The sequence below is a fragment of the Marinactinospora thermotolerans DSM 45154 genome, assembly GCF_900167435.1.
Taxonomy (GTDB): domain Bacteria; phylum Actinomycetota; class Actinomycetes; order Streptosporangiales; family Streptosporangiaceae; genus Marinactinospora; species Marinactinospora thermotolerans.
In genome coordinates this window covers 13,460-37,565 of the sequence record NZ_FUWS01000007.1, presented here as the reverse complement: position 1 = coordinate 37,565, position 24,106 = coordinate 13,460, and the positions used below count along the sequence as shown (strand labels likewise).

The following is a 24,106-nucleotide window of genomic DNA, read 5'->3' as shown; positions in this document are numbered from 1 at the left end:
GCCGGCCCGGGCTCAACGGGACGGTGGTGCCTGAAGGGGTCGGTCGAGGTCGCCGGGGCCGAACGCCTGCGGCAGCACCTCGCTCATCGGTACCACGCCCTTGGGCGTGTCGATCAACAGCAGCGCGCCGCCGTGCTCCCACAGCAGCTGCCGGCACCGGCCGCACGGCATGAGCGTGTTGCCGGCGCCGTCCACGCACGTGAACGCCACGAGCCGGCCGCCGCCGCTGGCGTGTAGCTGCGACACCAGACCGCACTCGGCGCACAGGCCCACACCGTAGGAGGCGTTCTCCACGTTGCAGCCGGATACGAGCCGGCCATCGTCGACCAGGGCCGCGGCGCCCACGGGAAACCCCGAGTAGGGCGCGTAGGCGCGTCGCATGGCCGCGGTGGCCGCGGCGCGCAGCCGCGGCCAGTCCACCTCCGCCCCGCCGGTCACGATCCGCCTCCGCGCCGCCATGGCCGTCCGGCCGCGGCGGGTGGTCGGAGGCGTTGCGTGGCCAGCGCCATCACCAGCAGGGTCGCGATGTGCGGGCTGTAGGTGACCAGTTCGCGCGGCAGCGTGTCGGTGAGCAGGTACCAGGCTCCCAACACGACCGCGAACCCGAGCGAGACCCCGGCGACGATCCGCCGCCCGCGCAGCCACTGCCACACCGCCACCGCCACCAGGGCCAGCGCGATCAGCACCAGCAGCGCGTGCACCGCGCCACCGGAGCCGCGGACCTGGAGCGCGTCGGTGTAGCCGAACAGCCCCGCGCCCATCGCCAGACCGCCCGGCCGCCAGTTGCCGAAGATCATCGCGGCCAGGCCGATGTAGCCGCGTCCCCCGGTCTGTCCCTCCTGGTAGATGGAGGAGGCCACCATCGCCAGGAAGACCCCGCCCAGCCCGGCCAGGCCGCCGGACACCAGTACCGCGACGTACTTGTAGCCGTTGACGCGCACCCCCAGCGACTCCGCCGCGTCGGGGTTCTCCCCGCACGAGCGCAGCCGCAACCCGAACGGGGTCCGCCACAGCAGCCAGTAGCTCGCGGGGACCAGCAGGATCGCCAGCAGGGTCACCACCGACATGTCCGTGGTCAGGCCGATGACGAGCCCGGCCAGGTCGGAGACGAGGAACCACTGCCGCTCCTCGACCGGACCGAGCAGGCTGTCGACGAAGGGCAGGCCGACCCGGGGGAAACCCGGCAACGGCGGCGACTGCGACGCGCCACCGCCCGGCGCGTCCTGGAAGTACAGGATCGACAGGTAGCGCATCGCGCCGACCGCCAGGATGTTGATCGCGACGCCGGAGACGATGTGGTCCACGCCGAACGTCACGGTCGCCACCGCGTGGATGAGCCCGCCGAACACGCCGCCCAGGACACCGGCGACCAGGCCGGCCCACGGGTTGCCGGTCGTGTAGGCGGCGAAGGCGCCGAACCAGGTGCCGAACACCATCATGCCCTCAAGGCCGATGTTCACGACACCGGCGCGCTCGGCCCACAGGCCGCCCAGGCCGGCCAGGCCGATCGGCACGGCGAAGGCGAGGGTGGCCTGGATCGTCCCGCTACCGGTCAGCACGGGCTGGCCGGTGAACATGCGCACCGCCGACAGCGCCACGAACGCGGCGAAGACGATGCTGAGGATGCGCCAGCGGTTGCGGGCGCGCGGCGGCGCGACCTGTGGGGTCGCCACCTCCAGGGTCTGGCTCATGACGTCGCCACCTTCACCCGGCCGAGTTCCTTACCGACTTGCTGCTGTTCGTAGCGCCGGCCCCAGCGGTGGACGATCTCGTAGACCACCACGACGGTCAGCACGATCGTGGCCTGGGTGACCACCGCGATCTCCTTGGGGATGCCATCGATGTCGAGGATCTGCGCCGAGTGGTTCAAGAATCCCCAGAACAGGGCGGCCAAGGCGATGCCCACCGGGTGGTTGCGGCCCAGCAGCGCGATCGCGATCCCGGTGAAGCCGAGGCCCGTGGGGAAGTCCAGCGCGTAGTAGTGGGAGTCCCCGAGCAGCTGCGGCATGCCGACCAGCCCGGCCACCATGCCGGAGATGACCATCGAGATCAGCACCATCTTCTTGACGTCGACGCCGCTGGCCTGGGCCGCGGTCGCCGACTGTCCGGTGGCGCGCAGGTCGAAACCGAACCTGGTGCGGTTGAGCAGCAGCCAGTAGCCGACCCCCACCGCGACCGCCAGCAGGCTCAGTCCGAAGATCTCGCGGTCGGCCCCCATGAAGCCGGCGGGGATCCCGGGGATCCAGCCGGACTCGGGGATGGGGGGCGTGCCGACGTTGTTCGTACCGATCTCGATGGCCAGCCGGTCGGTGCTGAGCAGGTAGGCGGTGATGCCGGTCGCGATCGAGTTGAGCATGATCGTGGAGATCACCTCGGAGACGCCGCGCGTCACCTTCAGGTATCCCGCGATCCCCGCCCAGAAACCGCCCACGGCGACCGCGACCAGGATGATGACGAACTGGTGCAGGCCGGGGGGCAGCACCCACGCGCCACCGACGGCCGCGGCGAGCAGCGCGGCCAGCCGGTACTGGCCGTCCACGCCGATGTTGAACAGCTTCATCTTGAAGCCGATCGCCACCGCGACCGCCGACAGGTAGTAGGTGGTGGCGGTGTTGATGATGGTGACGATGCTGTCGGGCTGGCTGCCGTAGGACAGCATCCGCCCGAAGGTGTAGACCGGGTCGACGCCGGTGACCAGCAGGACCAGCGCGGTCAGGGCGAAGGCGAGCACGCCGGCGATGGCGACGGCCGAGATGGCCAACGACAGCAGCGTGCCCAGCCGGCGGTGCAGCCAGAACCCGAGAAGGGAGCCGACCAGCGCGCCCAGCGGGTAGGCGACCGGCTCGATCAGCCACAGGTCGGCGATGACCGCGGTGAGCAGGCCCAGGAGGATCGCGAGGGCGCCGGCGACCAGGGGGACGAGCCGGCGGTGCAGCGGCGAGGCCGCCTCGCCGGAGCCCCGGGGCCCCAGCAGCGCCGCGCAGGCCGCGGCGACGGCCACACCGATCGCCAGGGCGACGGGCGCGATGAGCCCCAGGTCCAGCAGGGCCGTGACGGCGACGCCGACCACGCCGGTGACCGCGGCGGCGACGGCGGGAGTGGACGTGATCATGCCTCAGCCTCGTCTTCCCGAGGGCCCGGTTCCTCGTCGTCACTGCTCAGGCCGGCGCCGGTCATCGCCGAGCCGAGCTGTTCGGGGGTGACCGTGGCGGGGTCGGCCTCGGCGACCAGCCTGCCGCGCAGGATCACGTGCAAGGTGTCGGACATGCCGATGAGCTCGTCGAGGTCGGCGGAGATCAGCAGCACGGCCAGCCCCTTGGCGCGGGCGGCCCGCAGGTGGCCCCAGATGGCGGCCTGGGCGCCGACGTCGACGCCGCGCGTGGGGTGCGCGGCCACCAGGACCTTGGGGTCGTGGCTCATCTCCCGGCCGACGATCAGCTTCTGCTGGTTTCCGCCGCTCAGCGCGCCGGCGAGGACGTCGATCCCCGGCGTGCGCACGTCGTACTCGGCGACGATGCGCTCGGTGTCGGCGCGCGCGCCGGCCCGGTCGATGAGGAGGCCCTTGGAGTTGGGGGGCTGGGTCTGGTGGCCGAGGACGCGGTTCTCCCACAGCGGCGACTCCAGCAGGACACCGTGGCGGTGACGGTCCTCGGGGACGTAGCCGATGCCGGCCTCCCGGATCGCCCGGGTCGTCCACCCGGTGATGTCGGTGCCGCCGAGCTCGACACGGCCGGAGACCGCGGGACGCATCCCCATGATCGTCTCGATCAGCTCCGACTGGCCGTTGCCCTCGACCCCGGCGATGCCGACGATCTCGCCGCGGCGGATCCGCAGGGACACGTCCTGGAGCACGGGTCGGCCGTCCGCGGCCTCGACCCGCAGGTCACGCAGGTCGAGCACGACCTCGTCGGTGACCGTGGACTCGCGCAGCCCGGGAACGGGCAGCTCCCCGCCGACCATGAGCGAGGCCAGGTCCCGGGCGGTGGTGCCCGAGGGGTCCACCGTGGCGACGGTGGTACCGCGCCGGATCACCGTGATCGTGTCGGCGACGGAGAGCACCTCGTCCAGCTTGTGCGAGATGAAGATGACGGTCAGGCCCTCGCGCTTGAGCTCGCGCAGGTTGTCGAAGAGCTCGTCGACCTCCTGCGGGACCAGGACCGCGGTGGGCTCGTCGAGGATGACGATGCGGGCGCCACGGTAGAGGACCTTGAGGATCTCCACGCGCTGACGGTCGCCGACGCCGAGTTCCTCCATGAGCCGGTCGGGGTCCACGCGCAGCCCGTACTGGGCCGACAGCTCCCGCACGCGTGCGCGCGCCCTGGCCCCGATGCCGTGCAGGCGCTCGGCGCCCAAGACGACGTTCTCCAGGACCGTGAGGTTGTCCGCGAGCATGAAGTGCTGGTGGACCATGCCGATGCCATGCGCGATGGCGTCGGAGGGCGAGTGCAGCCGTACGACCTGGCCGTCCACCGAGACGGTGCCCTCGTCGGGCTGGTGCATGCCGTACAGCGTCTTCATCAGTGTCGACTTGCCGGCGCCGTTCTCGCCCACGATCGCGTGGACGCTACCGGGGCGGACGGTGATGTTGATGTCGTGGTTGGCCACGACTCCGGGAAACCGCTTGGTGATCCCGCGCAGCTCGACGGCGGGAGGTGCCGCCCCGCCGCCGGATTGCGTGCTGCTCATCCGACTCCTAGATGTGGATTGAGGGCCGCCTCACGCCTCGTGGGCGCGGCGCGGCTGCGTCAACGACGGAACGCGACGCGATGAGGGCCGGGACGCCTCGGGGCACGCTCCCCGGACGGCCCGGCCGCGTGGACGACCGGCCGGGTCACGGCTCGGTCGGGACCTCGATCTCGCCGTCGATGATCTGCTGCTTGAGCTCGTCGAGCTGCTCCTGGATGTCGGCGATCTCCTCCTCGTTGGAGGTGCTGTAGTCGACGCCGCCGCCGGCCAGGTCGAAGCGCTGGATGCCGGACTGGGCGTTGCCCTCGGCCACCGACTTGACGAACTCGAACACCGCGACGTCGACGTCCTTGAGCGCGGAGGTCAGCACGTGCGGCTTCTGGTCGTCGGCGGCGTTCTGATACTGGTCGCTGTCGACGCCGATGAACAGCTTGTCGTTGGCGACCGCGGAGTTGAGCACGCCGTTGCCGGAGGCGCCGGCGGCGTGGTAGATGACGTCGGCGCCGGCGTCGTACTGGCCGTCGGCGGTGGACTCGCCGCGGGCCGGGTCCTGGAAGCCGTTCATGTCCGGCGGCTGGGTCAGGTAGGCCCGCTCGATCTCGATGTCGGGGGTGATCTCCTGGGCGCCGGCGACGAACCCGGCCTCGAACTTGCGGATCAGCGGGGTCTCGACACCGCCGATGAAGCCGATGTGGTCGGCCTCGCTCTTGAGGGCGGCCGCCGCGCCGGCGAGGAAGGAGGCCTCCTCCTCGGCGAAGACCAGGCTGGTGATGTTGTCGATGCCCTCGATCTCGGAGTCGACGATGGCGAAGTGGACGTCGGGGTACTCCGGGGCGACCTTCTTCATCGGCTCGGCGTAGGCGAAGCCGACGCCGATGACGACGTTGTAGCCCTCCTCCGCCATCAGCTTGAGCCGCTCCTCCTTGTCGGTGTCGGCCTCGCCCTCCGTCGGTTCGAGGTCGCGGACCTCGGTGACGTCGAGTTCCTCCTGGACCTGCTGGAGGCCGCGGTAGGCCGAGTCGTTGAACGACTTGTCCCCGCGCCCGCCGACGTCGTAGGCGAGACCAACCTTGAGGGCCTCGCCGCTCTGGTTCTCCTCGCCGCCGCCCTCGGCCTGGCCACCGGCGCTGCTGTCACAGGCGGTCATGGCCAGACACAGGGCGCCGGCCGCCGCGGCGGCGGCGGTCCTGGCGATCATGTTGCGCTTCACGCTTCCTCCATCCGAGCCCGCAGCGGCTCGCCGACGTGCGAACTCGCTGGGTTGTGCAGCCGGACACTATCCCGTCCGCTAAAAGTCACCAATCAGCGCATAAAGGTTGTTATGAAGGCGAGAGCGGAGCGAAACGGACGTTGCAAAGGCCACTCTCCCCTGTTCCCATCGTCACCTTCCCGCAGGTGACGACATGAATGCGGAACGACAGGACCGGCCGGGGAGAGACGGCCGGTCCTGAGTGGGAAAGCGATATTCAGGATGTCCGGAAAGAGGGGCTCTCCGCGGAGAGGAAATCCCGGACCGCTCGTTTGAACGCCTGAGCCGACACCGCGGTCAGGTGGTCGCGCCGCGGTATCCGCACCACGGCGTCACCCCGGCCCGGCGCGGCCAGGGCCTCCATCCCCTCCGCCAGCGCGTCGCGCTCCCCGGCGACGAGGAGGAGGCGAACCCCCACGGGAGCGGGATCGGGGGAGAAGGGCCGGGACATCTGCCCGCGCACACAGGCGGTCAGGGCCACAGGGTCGGCGCCGGGCGCGGCCACGGCGGCGCGGAACACCCGGTCGAAGGGGGCCTCCCCCGAGCCGGGGGAGGCCGGGTCCACGTCGGCGAAGGGGTCCGACGGACCGAACCCGCCGAGCACCACCCGACGCGCCCGCCCGGGGAAACGCGCCGCGAACTCCCACCCCAGCCGGGCCCCCATCGAGTACCCGACCACGTCGGCCCGCCCCACCCCGAGCGCGTCGAGCAACCGCGCCACGTCGCCGGCCAGCACCTCCGGGAGATAGGCGTCGGGAGTGTGGGGCCGTGCGCTGCCGCCGTGCCCGCGCAGGTCCAGGCCGACCACCTCCCCGCCCGCCTCCTCCAACGCGCGGACCCACCCGGTCCGCACCCACCCGGACTCGAAGTCCGACCCGAAGCCGTGCAGCAGTACAACGGGGGGACGGGAGGCGTGGGAAGGACCGAGGCGCGCGTAACGCAGTGGGACGGGACCGGGCAGCGTCTGGTACATGTCGGCGCTCATCTCGTGGTGGCCTGGCAAAGCCCGCGTCGGGTCGGGGAGAGGGGGTTTCGGCCGCCCGGATCACGGCGGCCCCGGTTCACTCGGCCGGAGGGCGCAGGCGCACCCTGCGGGTCGGGCGTTCCCCGCCGGGCACCGTCCCCACGATCCCGGCGGCGGAGTCCACCTCGAAGGTCACCAGGGCCGCGCCGACCCGCAGGGTCTCCTCCTCGGAGGCGTGCAGCCGCACGACGGTGCCGCTGCACGGGGAGGGGATCTCCACCGCGGACTTCGTGGTCTCCAGCTCCACCAGCGGCTGGTTGCGCTCGACACGCTCGCCGGGGCGCACCAGCCACTCCAACACGGTCGCCTCGACCAGGCCCTCACCGAGATCGGGCAGGGCGAACGTCTGTTCGGCCACGGGTCACGCCTCCAGGGTGCGCTGGACCGCGAGCAGGACGCGGTCGAGGGTCGGCAGGTACTGCGGCTCCAGGGGGCCGGCCGGATAGGGCACGTCGAACCCGGTGACGCGCTGCACCGGCGCCAGGAGATCGCCGAACGTCCGTTCGGTGATGAGGGCGGCGACCTCCGCGCCCAGCCCGGCGGTCAACGGGGCCTCGTGCACCACGACGGCGCGCCGGGTCCGCGCCACCGAGGCGGCCAGCCCGTCGGCGTCGATCGGCTTGAGCCAGCGCAGGTCCACCACCTCCAGGTCCACGCCGTCCTCGGCGGCCAGGTCGGCGACCTGGAGACACCGGTGCACCATCGCCCCCCAGGCGACCAGCGTCGCGTGCCGTCCGGGACGGACCACCCGGCTGCTCCCGATGGGCTCGGTGGGCTCGGCGAGCTCGGCCGGGCCGCGGTCCCAGTAGCGCGCCTTGGGCTCCATGTAGATCACCGGGTCGTCGGCGCGCACGGACTGCAGCAGCAGACGGTAGGCGTCGGCGGGATCGGAGGGGGCGCACACCTTCAGGCCGGGGACGTGGGCGAACAGCGCCTCCAGGCTCTCGCCGTGGTGTTCGGGCGCCTGGATGCCCCCGAAACTGGGCAGCCGCAGGGTGATGGGCATCGGCGCGGTGCCGCGGCTGCGGTAGTGCATGCGGGCCATCTGGTTGACGATCTGGTCCAGCGCCGGATAGGCGAACCCGTCGAACTGCAGCTCGGGGATGGGCCGCCAGCCGTTCATCGCCAGCCCCACCGCCAGCCCGACGATGCCGGACTCGGCCAGGGGGGTGTCGAACACCCGCTCCGCGCCGAACCGGCGTTGCAGGCCGTCGGTGACCCGGAAGACGCCGCCCAGCCGGCCGACGTCCTCCCCGAACACCAGCGTGGTGGGGTCCTCCTCCAGGACCTTCTCCAGGGCGAGGTTGATGGCCTGTTGCATCGAGGGGCCCCGGGCCGGTGCGGGCACGGGTTCCTCCGCGATCGACAGTTCGGTCACAGCTCTGCCTCCTCACGCCAGGCGCGCTGCTGGGCGCGCAGTGCCTCGGTGGGTTCGCGGTAGACGTGGGTGAACATCTCCTCGCCACCGGGGGGCGGGGCGCTGCTGACGCCGTCGCGGATCCGGATGGCCTGTTCGCCCGCCTCGCGTTCGGCCTCCTCGAAGAAGGCGGTGTCGGCGTGGCCGTCGCGCTCAAGGACGGCGCGCAGGCGCGCGATCGGGTCGCGTTCGCGCCATCGCCGTTCCTCGTCGGGGTCGCGGTAGCGGCCGGGATCGTCGGAGGTGGAGTGCGGCCCCAGGCGGTAGGTGCGCGCCTCGATCACCGAGGGACCGGCGCCGGAGCGGGCCCGTTCCAGTGCCTCGCGCACGGCCGCGTGCACGGCGACCACGTCGTTGCCGTCGACGGTGACACCAGGCATGCCGTAACCGGCGGCGCGCGCGGCGATCGACCCGCCGGCGACCTGTCGGTCGTTGGGTACCGAGAGCGCCCACTGGTTGTTCTGGCAGAAGAAGACGACGGGGGCGGCGAAGACGGCGGCGAAGTTCATGGCCTCGTGGACGTCACCCTCGGAGCTGGCGCCGTCCCCGAAGTAGGCGATCGCGCAGCCGGGGTCGCCGCGCAGGCGTTCGCCCAGCGCCCAGCCCACCGCGTGCGGCACCGGGCCGCCCACGACGGCGTTGATCGGGGCGAAGCGCGAGCGCATCGGGTCATAGAGCCCGCCGTGCCACAGCGCGCGGTGGCTGGCCAGGTAACCGACCATGTCCACGTCCAGCGCCAGGGCGACGGCCATCTCCCGGTAGGTGGGGAAGGCGAAGTCGTGGTCGCGGTCCAGCGCCGCGGCGCTGCCGACCTGGGCGGCCTCCTGGCCGCGCAGCGAGACGTAGGCGGGGAAGACGCCCTGGCGTTGCAGGGCGACGGCCTCCTCGTCGAGCAGCCGGGCGGTGAGCATGGTGCGGTAGAAGTCCCGCAGGAGGGCGGGGGAGGCGGTGCCGGTCGTCTCGGGGTGTGGATCCGCTGGTCGGGGCGCGGACATGGGGGGCGGCTCCCTCCGAACGGTGACAGGAGAGGACGGATCTCATCGTCCAGCCCTGATTGTGGGCAGGAGGTGAACGCCCGCGCCAGATCATGGCGAAAAATAGCAACGAATGTAGATGAAAACCCCTTTTTCGTGCGCTTCAGTCCAGAAACGAGGGGTGGAGAACGGGCCGAATAGGACACGATGCCAAACGCGGGGAATCGTCACCCGCATCTCCGCGGCGAACACCTGCCGGGACGTGGCTCACAGCCCCCCGAAGGGGTCGGGAGGCAGCGCGTCCTGCCCGGTCACCTCGGCGTCGGCCGCGTTGACCACCGGGACGTACTCATCGTCGATCTCGAACCGTTGACCGCCCAGCTCGAACGACGGGGGAGGACCGGGGTCGATGGGGCCGATGCGCACGTTCCGGGGGAAGACGTGCCAGACCCCCTTGGGGTGGTTGCGGCTCCACAGCCTGTTGGCCAGCACCGTCACGCTGGAGTCGGTGACGATCACCACGAAGAACGTCGTGTCGTTGTGCGAGGCTGGGAAGATGTAGCGGATCTCGGCGCCCTCGGGCAGGAGGGCGCGTGCGCGCTCGCGCACCGTGGTGGAGACGGGCACGGTCAGCGCCCCCTTTCGCGCGGCGGCGGTTGCGGCCGTTGTCCTCATAGTACGGGGGTGGGCCCCGGTGGTCCTCTGGGCCGCTACTGAAAAACCCGGAAAAAACGACGTTTCGTCTCGATAATTGAGAATGGCATGGACGCTGTTGTCCTTTTGCTGGTATTTCGTACCTTGTTGTCTTGAGTGGGGAGCGGGCGCATGGTCGGTGGAGAACAGGGGCGGGCCGGGCGGCTCCCGGATGCCGTCGACCGTACGATCATCGGCGCGCTGGCCGATGACGCGCGGACCGGCATCACCGAGGTCGCCGCACTGGCCAACGTCTCCCGGGCCACCGCCTACAACCGCATCAGGCGCCTCACCGACGACGGGGTCATCCGCGGCTACTCCGTCGTCACCGATCACGCCAAGATGGGGCTGGGGGTCACCGCGCTGGTGCTGATCTCGGGCAGCCAGCCCGACTGGCGCGCCAACCGCGAGGTCCTGTCCTCCTACCCCGAGGTCGAGTACTGCTGGTACGTCGTCGGATCGGCGGACATCGTGCTGCTCGTCCGCGTCGCCGACACCAACCAGCTCCGCGACCTCATCCTGACCCGCCTGCAGGCGCTTCCCGGCGTGACCGCCACCCAGACCCTCACCGTCATCGACGAGGTCGTGCACCGGCCGGTCGTGCGCCCCGTGGGCTGACCACCTCCGCCCCTTCCCCGTCCCGGCGCCTGTCGTGGACGGGGAGCGCGCGGCAAAAAACAATCACTCGCGCTTGTTTTTTCGTGTGACGGCTGACACCCTCTCTGCCATGAGCGTGAGACCACTACGGGTCGGCAACGCCTCCGGGTTCTACGGAGACCGGTTCGCCGCCATGCGGGAAATGCTGGACGGCGGCGAGCTGGACGTCCTCACTGGCGACTACCTCGCCGAACTGACCATGCTCATCCTGGGCAGGGACCGGCTCAAGGACCCCGCACGCGGCTACGCCCGCACCTTCCTGCGTCAGCTGGAGGAGTGCCTGGGCGGCGCGCTGGAACGCGGGGTCCGGATCGTGACCAACGCCGGCGGTCTCAACCCGGCCGGACTCGCCGAACGGGTCCGCGCGCTCGCGGCCGAACTGGGCGTGCCGGCGCGCGTCGCCCACGTCGAGGGTGACGACCTGGTGGCCCGCGCGGGCGAACTCGGCCTCGGCGCGCCCATCGCCGCCAACGCCTACCTCGGCGCGTGGGGGATCGCCGCGTGCCTGCGGGAGGGTGCCGACATCGTCGTCACCGGACGGGTCACCGACGCCTCCCTCGTCGTCGGACCGGCCGCCGCGCACTTCGGATGGGGACCGCAGGAACACGATGCGCTGGCCGGCGCCGTCGTCGCCGGACACGTCATCGAGTGCGGGACACAGGCCACCGGCGGCAACTACCCCTTCTTCGCCGACCTCCAACGGGACGGCCACGACCTCACCCGTCCCGGGTTCCCGATCGCGGAGATCCTGCCCGACGGCTCCTCGGTCATCACCAAACACCCCGGGACCGGCGGAGCCGTCACCGTCGGCACGGTCACCGCCCAACTGGTCTACGAGATCGCGGGCCCCCGATACCCCGGCCCCGACGTCACCGCCCGCCTGGACACCGTCCGGCTGGAGCAACAGGGACCCGATCGGGTGCGGATCAGCGGGGTCCGCGGTGAGGCCCCGCCCCCCGGACTCAAGGTCGTGTGCAACGGCATGACGGGGTTCGCCAACGAGATGACCGTGGTCCTCACCGGCCTCGACGTCGAGGCCAAGGCCGCCCTCGTCGAGACGCAGCTGCGCTCGGCGCTGGCCGGGCGCGAACCGGCCCACCTGTCGTTCCGGCTCACCGGACACGGCGACCCCGACGCCGAGACCCAGCAGGGCGCCGGCCGCCACCTGCGGATCGTGGCCCGCGACACCGACCCGCGCAAGGTGGGACGCGCCTTCAGCGCCACCGCCGTCGAGCTCGCCCTGGCCACCTGCCCGGGCTTCCACGCCACCTCGCCGCCGGGCGACGCCCGCCCCGACGGCCTGTCGATCCACGTGGCCTCCGTCCCCGCCGACCTGGTCCCGCACGTGGCGGTCCTCCCCGACGGAACGCGCCTCGACATCGCCCCCGCCTCCGTCACACGCCCCCTCGCCGAACTTCCCGCCCCCGCCCCACCGCCCCCGCCACCCGCGGGCCCCACGCGGAGCGTCCCGCTGGGGCTGCTGTTCGGCGCGCGCAGCGGCGACAAGGGGCACGACGCCAACGTCGGGGTGTGGGCCGCTGACGACGCGGCCTGGAGCTGGCTGGTGCACAGGCTCACCGTCCGGGAGTTCGGCCGGCTGCTCCCCGAGACCGCGCGCCTGCCGGTCACCCGCCACGTGCTGCCCAACCTGCGCGCGGTCAACTTCGTGGTCGAGGGCCTGCTCGCCCCCGGCGCGGGCGTCAACCCCCGCCCCGACCCCCAGGCCAAGGGGCTTGCCGAGTGGTTGCGCGGCCGCCGCGTCGAGATCCCGGAGGTGATGGTGCCGTGACCCTCCTGCGCTCCACACTGGAGACCTCCTCGGCGGAGTACGCCGCCAACCGCGACGCGATGCTCGCCAAGCTCGCCGAACTCGACGCCGAGCACGCCAAGGCGCTCGACGGTGGCGGTCCGAAATACGTCGAACGTCACCGCCGACGCGGCAAGCTGCTCGCCCGCGAACGTGTCGAGCTCCTGCTCGACGAGGACGCGCCGTTCCTGGAACTGTCCCCCCTGGCGGGATGGGGCAGCGAGTACACGGTGGGCGGCAGCGTCGTCACCGGCATCGGGGTCGTCGAGGGCGTCGAATGTATGATCGTCGCCAACGACCCGACCGTGCGCGGGGGCGCCAGCAACCCCTGGACCCTGAAGAAGACCTTCCGCGCCGCCGACATCGCCTGGGAGAACCGGCTCCCCCTGATCAACCTGGTCGAGTCCGGTGGCGCGGACCTGCCCAGCCAGAAGGAGATCTTCATCCCCGGAGGCCGCGTCTTCCGCGACCTCACCCGCTTCTCCGCGGCCGGCATCCCCACGGTCGCGCTCGTCTTCGGCAACTCCACGGCCGGCGGAGCCTACGTGCCGGGCATGAGCGACCACGTCGTGATGATCCGGGAGCGCTCCAAGGTCTTCCTCGGCGGCCCGCCGCTGGTACGGATGGCCACCGGTGAGGACAGCGACGACGAGTCGCTGGGCGGGGCCCGGATGCACGCCCACGTCTCCGGACTCGCCGACTACCTGGCCGACGACGAGGTCGACGCCATCAGGATCGGGCGACGCGTCATCGCCCGCCTCAACCACCGCAAGGCCGGCCCCGCGCCCCTCGCCCCGCCGGTGGAACCCCGCTACGACCCCGAAGAACTGCTCGGGATCGTCCCCACCGACCTGAAGGTGCCCTTCGACCCGCGCGAGGTGATCGCCCGGGTCGTCGACGGGTCCGACTTCGACGAGTTCAAACCGGCCTACGGGCCCAGTCTCGTCACCGGATGGGCGCGGTTGCACGGCTATCCCGTCGGGATCCTCGCCAACGCCCAGGGGGTCCTGTTCAGCGCGGAGTCGCAGAAGGCCGCCCAGTTCATCCAGCTCGCCAACCGCTCCGCCACGCCCCTGGTGTTCCTGCACAACACGACCGGCTACATGGTCGGCCGCGAGTACGAGCAGGGCGGCATCATCAAACACGGCGCGATGATGATCAACGCCGTCGCCAACAGCACCGTCCCCCACCTGTCCGTGCTGATGGGGGCCTCCTACGGCGCCGGGCACTACGGGATGTGCGGGCGCGCCTACGATCCCCGTTTCCTCTTCGCCTGGCCCAGCGCCAAGTCCGCCGTGATGGGACCCCGTCAGCTCGCCGGCGTCCTGTCGATCGTCGCCCGGGCCTCGGCCCAGGCCAAGGGCCGACCCTACGACGAGGAGGGGGACGCGGCCATGCGCGCGCTGGTCGAGGAGCAGATCGAGGCGGAGTCGCTGCCGATCTTCCTGTCGGGCCGGCTCTACGACGACGGCGTCATCGACCCCCGCGACACCCGCACCGTCCTCGGCATGTGCCTGTCCGCCATCCACACCGCGCCGGTGCGCGGCGCGGAGGGCTTCGGCGTCTTCCGGATGTGAGGCCCCAGTGATCACCACCCTGCTCGTCGCCAACCGGGGCGAGATCGCCCGCCGGATCCTGCGCACCTGCCGCGACCTGGGCGTCGCCACCGTCGCGGTCCACTCCGACCCCGACGCCCACGCGCCCCACGTGCGCGAGGCCGACGCCGCCGTGCGCCTGCCCGGCGCCGCGCCCGCGGACACCTACCTGCGCGGCGACCTCCTCGTCGCCGCGGCGAAGACCGCCGGCGCCGACGCGGTCCACCCCGGTTACGGGTTCCTCTCGGAGAACGCCGGATTCGCGCGTGAGGTCATCGGGGCCGGTCTGACCTGGGTCGGGCCCCGACCGCGCGCCATCGAACTGATGGGCTCCAAGGTCGAGGCCAAACGGCTGATGGCCGAGGCCGGTGTCCCGGTCCTGGCCGAGCTGGACCCCGCGGCGGTCACAGAGGCCGATCTGCCCGTCCTGGTCAAGGCGTCGGCGGGGGGCGGTGGCCGCGGTATGCGGGTGGTGCGCTCCCTCGCCGACCTGCCCGCCGCGGTGGAGTCGGCGCGTTCGGAGGCTGCGGCGGCCTTCGGCGACCCGCTGGTGTTCTGCGAACGCTACGTCGAGTCGGGGCGCCACATCGAGGTCCAGGTCCTCGCCGACGCCCACGGCACGGTGTGGGCCCTGGGGGAACGGGACTGCTCGGTCCAGCGCCGGCACCAGAAGCTGGTGGAGGAGACCCCGGCCCCCGGGATCAGCGCGGCGCTCCGCCGCTCGCTGCACGAGGCCGCGATCCGCGCCGCCGAACGGATCGACTACGTCGGCGCGGGGACCGTGGAGTTCCTGGTCGCCCCCGACGGCGGTTTCGCGTTCCTGGAGATGAACACCCGGCTCCAGGTGGAACACCCGGTCACCGAGTGCGTCACAGGGCTGGACCTGGTGGAACGGCAGATCCGGATCGCCGAGGGACGGCCCCTGGAGGGGCGCCCCCCGGCCCCCGACGGGCACGCGGTCGAGGCCCGGCTCTACGCCGAGGATCCGGCCCGCGACTGGGCGCCGGGCACCGGTACGGTGCTGCGATTCGAGGTGCCCGGCACCGACGCGGTCTTCCGGTCGCCGGACCGGGCCGGCATCCGGGTGGACAGCGGGGTCGAGGACGGCTCGGAGGTCGGCGCCCACTACGACGCGATGCTGGCCAAGGTCGTCGCGTGGGCGCCCGAACGCGAGGACGCCCTGCGCAGGCTCGCCGGCGCGCTCGCCCGTGCCCGCCTGCACGGACCGGTGACCAACCGTGACCTGCTCGTGCGGGTACTGCGCCATCCCGCCTTCCTCCAGGGGGAGGTGCACACCCGCTTCCTGGAGGAGCACGCGGCCGACGGGCTCACCGCGCCGCAGGCCGGTCCCGGGACCGTGCGCCTGGCGGCGCTGGCCGCCGCCCTGGCCGAGTCCGCCGCCCGACGCGCGCGGGCGGCGGTGCTCGGGGCGGTCCCCGCGGGCTGGCGCAACCTCCCCTCACAGCCGCGCCGCGCCCGCTACGCCACCCGTGGCGCGGAGGTGGAGGCCGTCTACCGGTCCACGCGCTCGGGGCCCTCCGCCGACGGGGTCGTCGTCGTGGCGGTCGACCCCGACCGGGTCGTCTTGGAGGTCGACGGCCTGCGCCACCCCTTCACCGTCACCCGCCACCCCGGTCTGATCTGCGTCGACTCGGCCCTGGGCGCGGTCGAGCTGACGCCGCTGGACCGCTTCCCCGACCCGGCGGACGAGATCGACCCCGCGAACCTGGTCGCCCCGATGCCCGGCACCGTGCGCAGGGTCGAGGTGCGGGAGGGGGAACGTGTCGAGGCCGGCCGGGTGCTGCTGTGGTTGGAGGCCATGAAGATGGAGCACCGCGTCACCGCGCCCGCGGCCGGGACCGTCACCCGGCTGCCCGTCGCGCCCGGCACCCAGGTCGGCAAGGGCACCGTCCTGGCCGTCGTCTCCCCCGACGGGCCGGACGAGGCTTCCGAACCCACCGAGTGAATGGAGCGTTGCCGATGGACTTCACCGAATCCGAGGAGCGCCTGGCGTTGCGCTCGGCGGTCGCCGGACTCGTCGCCGGCTACGGTCCCACCTACTACCGGTCGAAGGCCCAGGCGGGAGAGTACCTGTCGGAACTGTGGACCAAGGCGGGCGAACTCGGCTACCTGGGCGTCAACCTGCCCGAGGAGCACGGCGGGGGCGGCGGGGGGATCGGCGACCTCGCCGCCGTGCTGGAGGAACTGAGCGCCGGAGGATGTCCGACCCTGATGATGGTGGTGTCCCCGGCCATCTGCGGCACCGTGATCGCCCGTTTCGGCACGCCCGAGCAGCAGCGGCGCTGGCTGCCGGGGATCGCCTCCGGCGAGAGCATCCTGGCCTTCGCCATCACCGAGCCCGACGCCGGGTCCAACTCCCACCGGATCACCACCACCGCCCGCCGCGACGGGTCGGACTGGCTGCTCGACGGACGCAAAACGTTCATCTCCGGCGTGGACGTCGCCGACGCGGTCCTCGTCGTCGGCCGTACCGAGGACGCGCGGACCGGCCGGCTCAAGCCGGCGCTGTTCCTCGTCCCCACCGACGCCCCCGGTTTCGAGGCGCGCCGGATCGAGATGGACCTGGTCAGCCCGGACCACCAGTTCGCGCTGTTCCTGGACGGGGTGCGGCTGCCCGGGGACGCGCTGGTCGGCGACCCCGACAGCGGCCTGCTCCAGTTGTTCGCCGGGCTCAACCCCGAACGCATCATGGCGGCGTCCCTGGCCGCGGGTTCGGCCCGGCACGCGCTCGAACGCGCGGTCGGCTACGCCCGCGAACGCCAGGTGTGGGGAACCCCCATCGGCGCCCACCAGGGGCTGGCGCATCCGCTCGCCCAGGTCAAGATCGAGCTGGAGCTGGCCCGGTTGATGACGCAGAAGGCGGCGGCCCTCTACGACGCGGGCGACGACGCGGCGGCGGGCGAGGCCGCCAACATGGCCAAGTACGCGGCGGGCGAGGTGTCGGCGCGCGCGGTCGACCAGGCCGTCCAGACGCTCGGCGGCAACGGCCTGGCCAGCGAGTACGGTCTGGGGGCGGCGATCGCGGCGTCCCGGCTGGGCCGGATCGCCCCGGTCAGCCGCGAGATGATCCTCAACTTCGTCGCCCAGCACTCCCTGGGACTGCCCAAGTCCTACTGACCCCCTCCCGCGCCGGGGAGCCGCGAGGTGGGCGGGAAGGGGGCGCGCGCCGGTAGCGTCATGGTGCGGGCGCCCCATCGGACGCCCACAGGACTGCGGGGAAGGACACGACGTGGACACGGCGACGGCGCGGGAACCGCGGCAGGAACGCAGCCGCGCGACGCGGCGACGGCTGCTGGCGGCGGCGGTGCGCTGCCTGGCCGAGGTCGGCTGGTCGGGCAGCACGGTCGCCGCGGTGGCCGAGCGCGCAGGGGTCTCCCGCGGGGCCGCGCAGCACCACTTCCCGACGCGCGAGGCCCTGTTCACCGCGGCCGTGCGCTACGTCAGCGAGGCCCGCAGCCTGGAACTGCGCCGCCGCGCCGCCGACCTGCCCCAGGGACCGGCCCGTACCGAGGCGGTCGTGGAACTGCTGGTGGACTCCTACGTCGGTCCGGAGTTCGCCGCCGCCCTCCAACTGTGGGCGGCGGCGGCCAACGACGCGCGGTTGCGCGCCGACGTCCTCCCCTTGGAGGAGCACGTCGGCCGCGAGTCCCACCGGCTCGCCCTGGACCTGCTCGGCGTGGACGAGTCGGCCTCCGGGGTGCGCGAGATCGTCCAGGCCACCCTCGACCTGGCGCGCGGCCTCGGCCTGGCCGGTCTCCTCGCCGACGACCGCGCCCGCCGCCGGCGCATCGTCCAGCGCTGGGCCCGCGCGCTGGAGCGGGAGCTGGCCGCGGTGCGCTGAGACGGTCGGCCCCGGCCCCGTTCCCGCGATCCCGCCGCACTAGGATCGACGGGGATTCACGAGAAGGGACGGCCATGGTGGACGTTGCGGTCGTCGACGTGGGAACGGCTGCGGTCAAGGCCGCCCTGGTCGACTCCGCCGGGCGGGTGCGCGCCCGCGCCGTCGAGACCCACCCCACCGACCGTCCCCGGCCGGGGTGGGTCGAACAGGACCCGCGCCACTGGTGGGACGCCGTGGTCCGCGCGTTGCGCGCGACCGTCCCGCCGGCCCACGACCTCGGCGCCCTCGTGGTCACCGGCCAGATGCAGGATCTCGTCGCGGTGGACGACGACGGCCCGTTGCGTCCGGCGATCCTCTACACCGACCACCGCGCCGTCGCCGAACACGAGGGGCTGCGGGCGCGGCTCGGCGCCGACTGGGAGCGCGTCACCCGCAACGCCCAGGACAGCGCCAACCTCGCCGCCAAGCTGCGCTGGCTCCTCCTGAACGAGCCCGAGGTCCACGAACGCGCCCGCCACGTCCTGCTCGGGGCGCACTCCTACGTCGTGTGGCGGGCGACGGGCCACGCCCTGTGCGATGCGACGACCGCGTCCACGACCGGCCTGTTCGACGCGCGGGCCCGGGGGTGGTGGGAGGAACCGCTGCGCGCCGCGGGCGTACGCGCCGACCTGCTGCCCGAGCTCATCGGCGGTCCGGGAACCGACCGCCCCCGGCCGTTGGCCCCGGGCCCGGCCCGGGAGCTGGGGCTGTCCGCGGGGCTGCCCGTCGTGCATGCGCCCGGCGACGCGCTGACCACCACCCTCGGCATCACCGGGGGACGGTCCGGCGCCGACTACGCCTACCTCGGCACCAGCGGCTGGCTCGCCGCGGTGGTGGGACGGGCCCCCAAGGTCCCCGGAACGGTCCGCCTCGCGGCCGAGGGCGAGACGGAACTGCTCATCGCCCCCACGCTCAACGCCGGATCCGCCGCCGACTGGGCGCGGCGCGCGCTGTTGGGCGATCCCGGCCACGCCGCCTTCGACGAGGCCCTGCGCGGTGTCGGGGCCGCGACCCACGGGCTGATCGCCCTGCCCTACCTCGACGGGGAGCGCGCCCCCCACGCCGACCCCTTCGCGCGCGGCGCGTTCGTCGGGATGACCGGTTCCACCACCGGCGCCCAGCTCGCCGTCGCCGTACTGGAGGGGGTGGCGTTCGTGTACCGGACGTTGCGGGAGGCCGTCGTGGGGACCGCCGCGGCCGGGCCGTTGCCGGTGTGCGGTGGCGCGAGCCGGTCGGACGTCTGGTGCTCGCTGCTGGCCAACGCGCTGGGCGTTGAGGTGCAACGCGTCGAGGACGCCGACACCGGCCTGCGCGGCGCCCACCGGTATGCGTCGGGCGTCTTGGGAACGGACACACCCGAGCTCACCGAGGAGGAACCGCGGACCGTGTTCGCTCCCGATCCCGAAACGGCGGTGGACTACGAACGCGCCTACGCGCTCCACCGCGAGCTCTACCCCCGGCTGAGCCCGGTGATGACCGGTCTGGCCGCCCCGGCGGTCGCCGGCTGACCCCCTCCGGAGCCGCCCGCCACGCGCATAGGCCGGCCCCGCCGTGGTAGCGGAGCGGTGAACAGCCGCCCGGCCCTCCCGGCGCCCCGCCCCTCAGGGGAGCCGGGGCGGGAACGCGGCCGGGCGCGCCCAGCCGCGAAAGGGGAGGCATGCCGGACCCGAGCACCCGATCCACCGAGATAGCGGGGACCCCGTTGGACCCCGGTGAGCTCCGCCAGGTCGACCTGTACTGGCGGGCCGCGAACTACCTCTCTGCGGGGCAGATCTACCTGCTCGACAACCCGTTGCTACGCGAACCGCTCGCGCCGGAGCACATCAAGCCGCGGCTGTTGGGTCACTGGGGGACCACCCCGGGACTCAACTTCGTCTACGCCCACCTGTCGCGCCAGGTCAGACGCCGGGGCACCGAGATGATGTGGATCGTCGGTCCCGGCCACGGCGGCCCCGCCGCGGTGGCCACGGCCTGGCTCGACGGCACCTACAGCGAGATCTACCCGCGGGTGTCCCGCGACGCCGAGGGCATGCGCCGGCTGTTCCGGCAGTTCTCCTTCCCGGGCGGGGTGCCCAGCCACGCCGCCCCCGAGACCCCCGGCTCGATCCACGAGGGGGGCGAACTCGGCTACGCGCTCTCCCACGCCTACGGCGCTGCCTTCGACAACCCGTCCCTGGTGGTCGCGGCGGTCGTCGGCGACGGGGAGGCCGAGACCGGCCCGCTCGCGGGGAGCTGGTCGTCGACCCGCTTCCTCGACCCGGTCCGCGACGGCGCGGTGCTGCCGATCCTGCACCTGAACGGGTACAAGATCGCCGGTCCCACCGTGCTCGCCCGTATCCCCGAGTCCGACCTGGTGGCGCTGCTGGAGGGACACGGACACCGTCCCTACCTCGTCTCCGGCGACGACCCCGAGACCATGCACCGGCAGATGGCGGCGACGTTGGACACCGCCTTGGACGAGATCGACGCGATCCGGACCCGTGCGCGAGAGGAGGGCGTCACCGGCCCCTTCCGGTGGCCGATGATCGTGCTGCGCTCGCCCAAGGGGTGGACCGGCCCGGCCGAGGTCGACGGCGAACCCGTGGCGGGAACGTGGCGCTCCCACCAGGTGCCGCTGCCGGGGGTGCGGGAGAACGCCGACCACCTGCGGCAGCTGGAGGAGTGGTTGCGCGGCTACCGTCCCGAGGAGCTGTTCGACGACGACGGCCGTCCGCGCCCCGAGGTCGTCGCCCAGGTGCCGCGGGGCGACCGGCGGATCAGCGCCAGTCCGCACGCCAACGGGGGGCGGTTGCTCACCGACCTCGCCCTCCCGGACTTCCGCGACTACGCGGTCGACGTGCCCGCGCCCGGCGCCGACACGGCCGAACCGACCCGGGTGCTCGGAGGGTTCCTCCGGGACGTGATCACGGCCAATCCGCGGACCTTCCGCGTCATGGGCCCCGACGAAACCGCCTCCAACCGGTTGGACGCGATGTTCGACGCGACCGGCCGCACCTGGGAGGCGGCGACCCTGCCCACCGACCGTGGGCTCGCCCCCGACGGGCGGGTCATGGAGGTTCTCAGCGAACACCTGTGCCAGGGATGGCTGGAGGGCTACCTGCTGACCGGCCGGCACGGGCTGCTCAACTCCTACGAGGCGTTCGTCCACATCGTCGACTCGATGTTCAACCAGCACGCCAAATGGCTGAAGGTGGCGCGGACGCTGCCTTGGCGCAAGCCGGTCGCGTCCCTGAACTACCTGCTCAGCTCGCACGTCTGGCGTCAGGACCACAACGGGTTCAGCCACCAGGACCCCGGCTTCCTCGACCACGTCGTCAACAAGAAGGCCGAGGTGGTCCGGGTGTACCTGCCGCCGGACGCCAACACGCTGCTGTCGATGGCCGACCACTGCCTGCGCTCCCGGGACTACGTGAACGTCATCGTCTCGGGCAAACAGCCCAGCCTCAACCTGCTGCCGATGGACGCGGCGATCGAGCACTGCGCACGCGGCCTGGGCGTCCTCGACTGGGCGAGCAGCGACGAGGGCGGGCACCCCGACGTCGTGCTGGCCTGCGCCGGGGACGTGCCGACCCTGGAGGCGCTGGCAGCCGCCGACCTGCTCCGCCGGCACCTGCCGGACCTGCGGGTCCGCCTGGTCAACGTGGTCGACCTGATGCGCCTGCAACCGGACTCGGAGCACCCGCACGGCCTGTCCGACCGGGACTACGACGCCCTGTTCACCGTCGACCGGCCGGTCGTCTTCGCCTTCCACGGCTATCCCGCGCTGATCCACCGCCTGGCCTACCGCCGCGCCGGCCACGCCAACCTGCACGTGCGCGGTTACAAGGAGGAGGGGACCACGACCACGCCGTTCGACATGGTCATGATGAACGACCTCGACCGTTTCCACCTGGTCATGGACGTGATCGACCGGGTGCCGGGACTGGCGGACAGGGCCGCCGACCTGCGCCGGCACATGGAGGAGGAGAGGCGGCGCTGCCGGGCCCACACGCGGGAGCACGGCGAGGACGCCCCCGACATCCGGGACTGGACGTGGCCGCACCGGGGGTGAGGGGCGTGGCCGGGGCGGCGACCGCCCCGGCCACCCCTCTCAGCTCACGGCCGCCCCCACGGCCGTGCCCTCTCCGGGGCCGCCCGCGATGGGCGCGGCCAGCCACTCCTGTTCCAGACCGAACCCGTCGACCAGGGCGCGCGCGTGGGGACGCAACGACCCGCACAGCGCGTTCACCGCGGCGGTGACCGCCTTGGAGCGCGCCGGGGTCAGCCGGCCGTGCTCCAGGAACCAGGCGCGGTCGGCCTCGATCGTGGACAGCGCGTACAGGTCGCAGACACGTTCCAGCAGGTTCCGCACGTCCGGGTCGGCGCACCGGTCGACACCGGCGATGAACGCCTCCAGGACGGTCCGCTCCACGTGGACCCGGGCGGCCCGCAGCACGTGGTCCTGGGCGTTGTTGAACACCTCGAAGGCGTCCTCCCCCTCGCGTCCGGCTCGGCGCAGCCGCCGCGCCAGCCCTTCGAGCACGTGGCGCTCCCGGTCCTCCAACAGCCGGTACTGCCAGCCCCGGTCGTAGAGGTCGGCCTCCTCGTCCCGTCCCGGCGCGGCCTCCACCAGCCGGTCCACCAGGGTGCGGGCCGCGGTGCGTTCGATGACCGCCTCGAAGAAACGCCCGGTGAGCAGGCGCACGGTGCCCAGCGTGTCCAGGCTGCCGAACTCGTCGCGGTAGTGCGTGAGCAGGCCCTTCGCGACGAGCTGGAGCAGGACGGTGTTGGCCCCCTCGAACGTGGTGAAGACGTCGGTGTCCGCGCGCAGCTGCGCCAGCCGGTTCTCCGACAGGTAGCCGGCTCCGCCGCAGGCCTCCCGGCACGCCTGGATGGTCGCGCTGGCATGCCAGGTGGCGACGGCCTTGAGACCGGCGGCCTGCGACTCCAGTTCCCGGCGCTCCCGTTCACTGGTCGGTTCGCCGACGGAGGCGTCGTGCAACCTGCCGACGAGCTCCTCCTGGGCGAAGTGCAGGGCGTAGGTGGTGGCCAGCGCGGGCAGCAGGCGTCGCTGGTGGGCGAGGTAGTCCAGCAGCCGGACCTCCTCGGCGGAGCCGGGGCGGGTGAACTGCCGCCGCGACTCGGCGTGGCGCACGGCGATGGCCAGGGCGGCCTTGGCCGCCGACCCCGCACCGCCGGCGACGCTGACACGGCCGCGTACGAGCGTGCCGAGCATGGTGAAGAACCTGCGCCGGGGGTTGTCGATGGGGCTGGAGTAACCGCCGTCGGCGGCGACCCGGCCGTAGCGGTCGAGGAGGGCGGTACGCGGCACCCGCACCCGGTCGAACTCCAGCCTGCCGTTGTCGACCCCGTTGAGCCCGGCCTTGTGCCCGCAGTCCTCGATGCGCACGCCCGGCATCGGGCGGCCCTGCTCGTCGCGGATCGGCACCAGCAGCGCGTGCACCCCGTGCCGTTCTCCCGCGGTGACCAGCTGGGCGAACACCACCGCGACGCGCCCGTCGCGTGCGGCGTTGCCGATGTAGTCCTTGCGCGCCGTGGGGTCGGGGGTGTGGACGACGAACTCCTCCGTCGCCGGATCGTAGGTGGCGGTCGTGCGCAGCCGTTGCACGTCGGAGCCGTGCCCGGTCTCGGTCATGGCGAAGCAGCCGGGCAGCTCCAACGACATCACCGCCGGCAGGTAGGCGGCATGATGGCGTTCGGTCCCCAGCGCCTGGATCGCGCCGCCGAACAACCCCCACTGCACCCCCACCTTGACCATGAGCGACAGGTCGCACACGAGCATCTCGAAGGCGACGACGGAGCCGCCCACGTCTTCTGCGCCGCCGTGGGCGGTGGAGAACCCCAACCGGGGCACCTCGGTGGCCGCGATCTCCCGCAGTTGCCGGGCCACCCGTTCGCGGTGCTCCTCCACCGTCAGGCCGTGCACCGGCGCGAACAGCTCGCCTCGCAGGGACTGCCGGGCCATTTGTCGGATGTGTGCCCAGCGTCCGTCCAGAAGCGAACGCAACACGTCGGTGTCGATGTTCTCCGGAACGCTCGTCGTGGCCATGGGCCCTCCGGGGGTCGGGTCGGTGGGGTCGTCGCCCTACTCCTGCTCGTTCCC

At 72.6% G+C, this 24,106-nt stretch carries 19 protein-coding genes; 8 read left to right on the top strand and 11 right to left on the bottom strand.

Translation table 11 applies throughout. The features are described 5' to 3' along the window. Positions 1–12 precede the first annotated feature (12 nt). The 10 genes from B5D66_RS13660 to B5D66_RS13615 form a co-directional block, all read right to left on the bottom strand. The gene (locus B5D66_RS13660; RefSeq protein WP_078762114.1) at positions 13–459 is read right to left on the bottom strand and encodes a cytidine deaminase; all 447 of its coding nucleotides are present in this window, start codon (positions 457–459) and stop codon (positions 13–15) included. Beyond that, complete coding sequence (locus B5D66_RS13655; RefSeq protein ID WP_078762113.1) at positions 435–1,691, bottom strand: ABC transporter permease; 1,257 nt, start codon at positions 1,689–1,691, stop codon at positions 435–437. Before B5D66_RS13655 ends, B5D66_RS13660 begins: the two co-directional genes overlap by 25 nt. Further along, positions 1,688–3,112 carry an ABC transporter permease gene (locus B5D66_RS13650; RefSeq protein ID WP_078762112.1) on the bottom strand — a complete coding sequence of 475 codons (1,425 nt, stop codon included), beginning with the start codon at positions 3,110–3,112 and terminating at the stop codon, positions 1,688–1,690. Before B5D66_RS13650 ends, B5D66_RS13655 begins: the two co-directional genes overlap by 4 nt. Further along, positions 3,109–4,686, bottom strand: coding sequence for an ABC transporter ATP-binding protein (locus tag B5D66_RS13645; protein WP_078762111.1), 1,578 nt, complete (start codon positions 4,684–4,686; stop codon positions 3,109–3,111). Before B5D66_RS13645 ends, B5D66_RS13650 begins: the two co-directional genes overlap by 4 nt. A gap of 145 nt (positions 4,687–4,831) precedes the next feature. Next, entirely contained in the window at positions 4,832–5,896 is a 1,065-nt protein-coding gene (locus B5D66_RS13640) for a BMP family lipoprotein (RefSeq protein ID WP_078762110.1), read from the bottom strand. 256 nt (positions 5,897–6,152) lie between these two features. Continuing rightward, a complete protein-coding gene (locus tag B5D66_RS13635; RefSeq protein WP_235000983.1) occupies positions 6,153–6,920 on the bottom strand; it encodes an alpha/beta fold hydrolase in 768 nt (255 codons plus the stop codon). A 76-nt stretch (positions 6,921–6,996) separates the two neighbouring features. Further along, complete coding sequence (locus B5D66_RS13630) at positions 6,997–7,317, bottom strand: biotin/lipoyl-containing protein (RefSeq protein WP_078762108.1); 321 nt, start codon at positions 7,315–7,317, stop codon at positions 6,997–6,999. Between the two features lie 3 nt (positions 7,318–7,320). Further along, positions 7,321–8,337, bottom strand: coding sequence for an alpha-ketoacid dehydrogenase subunit beta (locus B5D66_RS13625; protein ID WP_394330054.1), 1,017 nt, complete (start codon positions 8,335–8,337; stop codon positions 7,321–7,323). Then, positions 8,334–9,371, bottom strand: a complete 1,038-nt coding sequence (locus B5D66_RS13620) for a thiamine pyrophosphate-dependent dehydrogenase E1 component subunit alpha (RefSeq protein ID WP_078762107.1) — start codon at positions 9,369–9,371, stop codon at positions 8,334–8,336. The genes B5D66_RS13625 and B5D66_RS13620 overlap by 4 nt, the downstream gene beginning before the upstream one ends. A gap of 246 nt (positions 9,372–9,617) precedes the next feature. After that, positions 9,618–9,977, bottom strand: a complete 360-nt coding sequence (locus tag B5D66_RS13615) for a hypothetical protein (protein ID WP_078762106.1) — start codon at positions 9,975–9,977, stop codon at positions 9,618–9,620. A gap of 198 nt (positions 9,978–10,175) precedes the next feature. Between B5D66_RS13615 and B5D66_RS13610 the strand changes: the two genes are divergently transcribed. From B5D66_RS13610 to B5D66_RS13575, 8 genes are all read left to right on the top strand, one after another. After that, positions 10,176–10,661 (top strand): Lrp/AsnC family transcriptional regulator, encoded by a 486-nt coding sequence (locus tag B5D66_RS13610; protein ID WP_078762105.1) that lies wholly within the window; start codon positions 10,176–10,178, stop codon positions 10,659–10,661. Between the two features lie 109 nt (positions 10,662–10,770). Further along, positions 10,771–12,489, top strand: a complete 1,719-nt coding sequence (locus B5D66_RS13605; RefSeq protein ID WP_078762104.1) for an acyclic terpene utilization AtuA family protein — start codon at positions 10,771–10,773, stop codon at positions 12,487–12,489. After that, the gene (locus tag B5D66_RS13600) at positions 12,486–14,084 is read left to right on the top strand and encodes an acyl-CoA carboxylase subunit beta (RefSeq protein WP_078762103.1); all 1,599 of its coding nucleotides are present in this window, start codon (positions 12,486–12,488) and stop codon (positions 14,082–14,084) included. Before B5D66_RS13605 ends, B5D66_RS13600 begins: the two co-directional genes overlap by 4 nt. A 7-nt stretch (positions 14,085–14,091) precedes the next feature. After that, on the top strand, positions 14,092–16,068 hold the full coding sequence (locus B5D66_RS13595; protein ID WP_078762102.1) for an acetyl/propionyl/methylcrotonyl-CoA carboxylase subunit alpha: 1,977 nt from the start codon (positions 14,092–14,094) through the stop codon (positions 16,066–16,068). 14 nt (positions 16,069–16,082) lie between these two features. After that, a complete protein-coding gene (locus B5D66_RS13590) occupies positions 16,083–17,240 on the top strand; it encodes an acyl-CoA dehydrogenase family protein (protein WP_144390117.1) in 1,158 nt (385 codons plus the stop codon). A gap of 112 nt (positions 17,241–17,352) precedes the next feature. Continuing rightward, positions 17,353–17,964: a TetR/AcrR family transcriptional regulator gene (locus tag B5D66_RS13585; protein ID WP_078762100.1), complete on the top strand. Its 612-nt coding sequence runs from the start codon at positions 17,353–17,355 to the stop codon at positions 17,962–17,964. A 74-nt stretch (positions 17,965–18,038) separates the two neighbouring features. Next, positions 18,039–19,511: a xylulokinase gene (locus B5D66_RS13580; RefSeq protein WP_078762099.1), complete on the top strand. Its 1,473-nt coding sequence runs from the start codon at positions 18,039–18,041 to the stop codon at positions 19,509–19,511. Positions 19,512–19,660: 149 nt separating this feature from the next. Continuing rightward, complete coding sequence (locus B5D66_RS13575) at positions 19,661–22,054, top strand: phosphoketolase family protein (protein ID WP_078762098.1); 2,394 nt, start codon at positions 19,661–19,663, stop codon at positions 22,052–22,054. A gap of 39 nt (positions 22,055–22,093) precedes the next feature. Here the strand turns inward: B5D66_RS13575 and B5D66_RS13570 are convergent, their stop codons facing one another. Next, positions 22,094–24,052, bottom strand: coding sequence for an acyl-CoA dehydrogenase family protein (locus tag B5D66_RS13570; protein ID WP_078762097.1), 1,959 nt, complete (start codon positions 24,050–24,052; stop codon positions 22,094–22,096). Positions 24,053–24,106 lie beyond the last annotated feature (54 nt).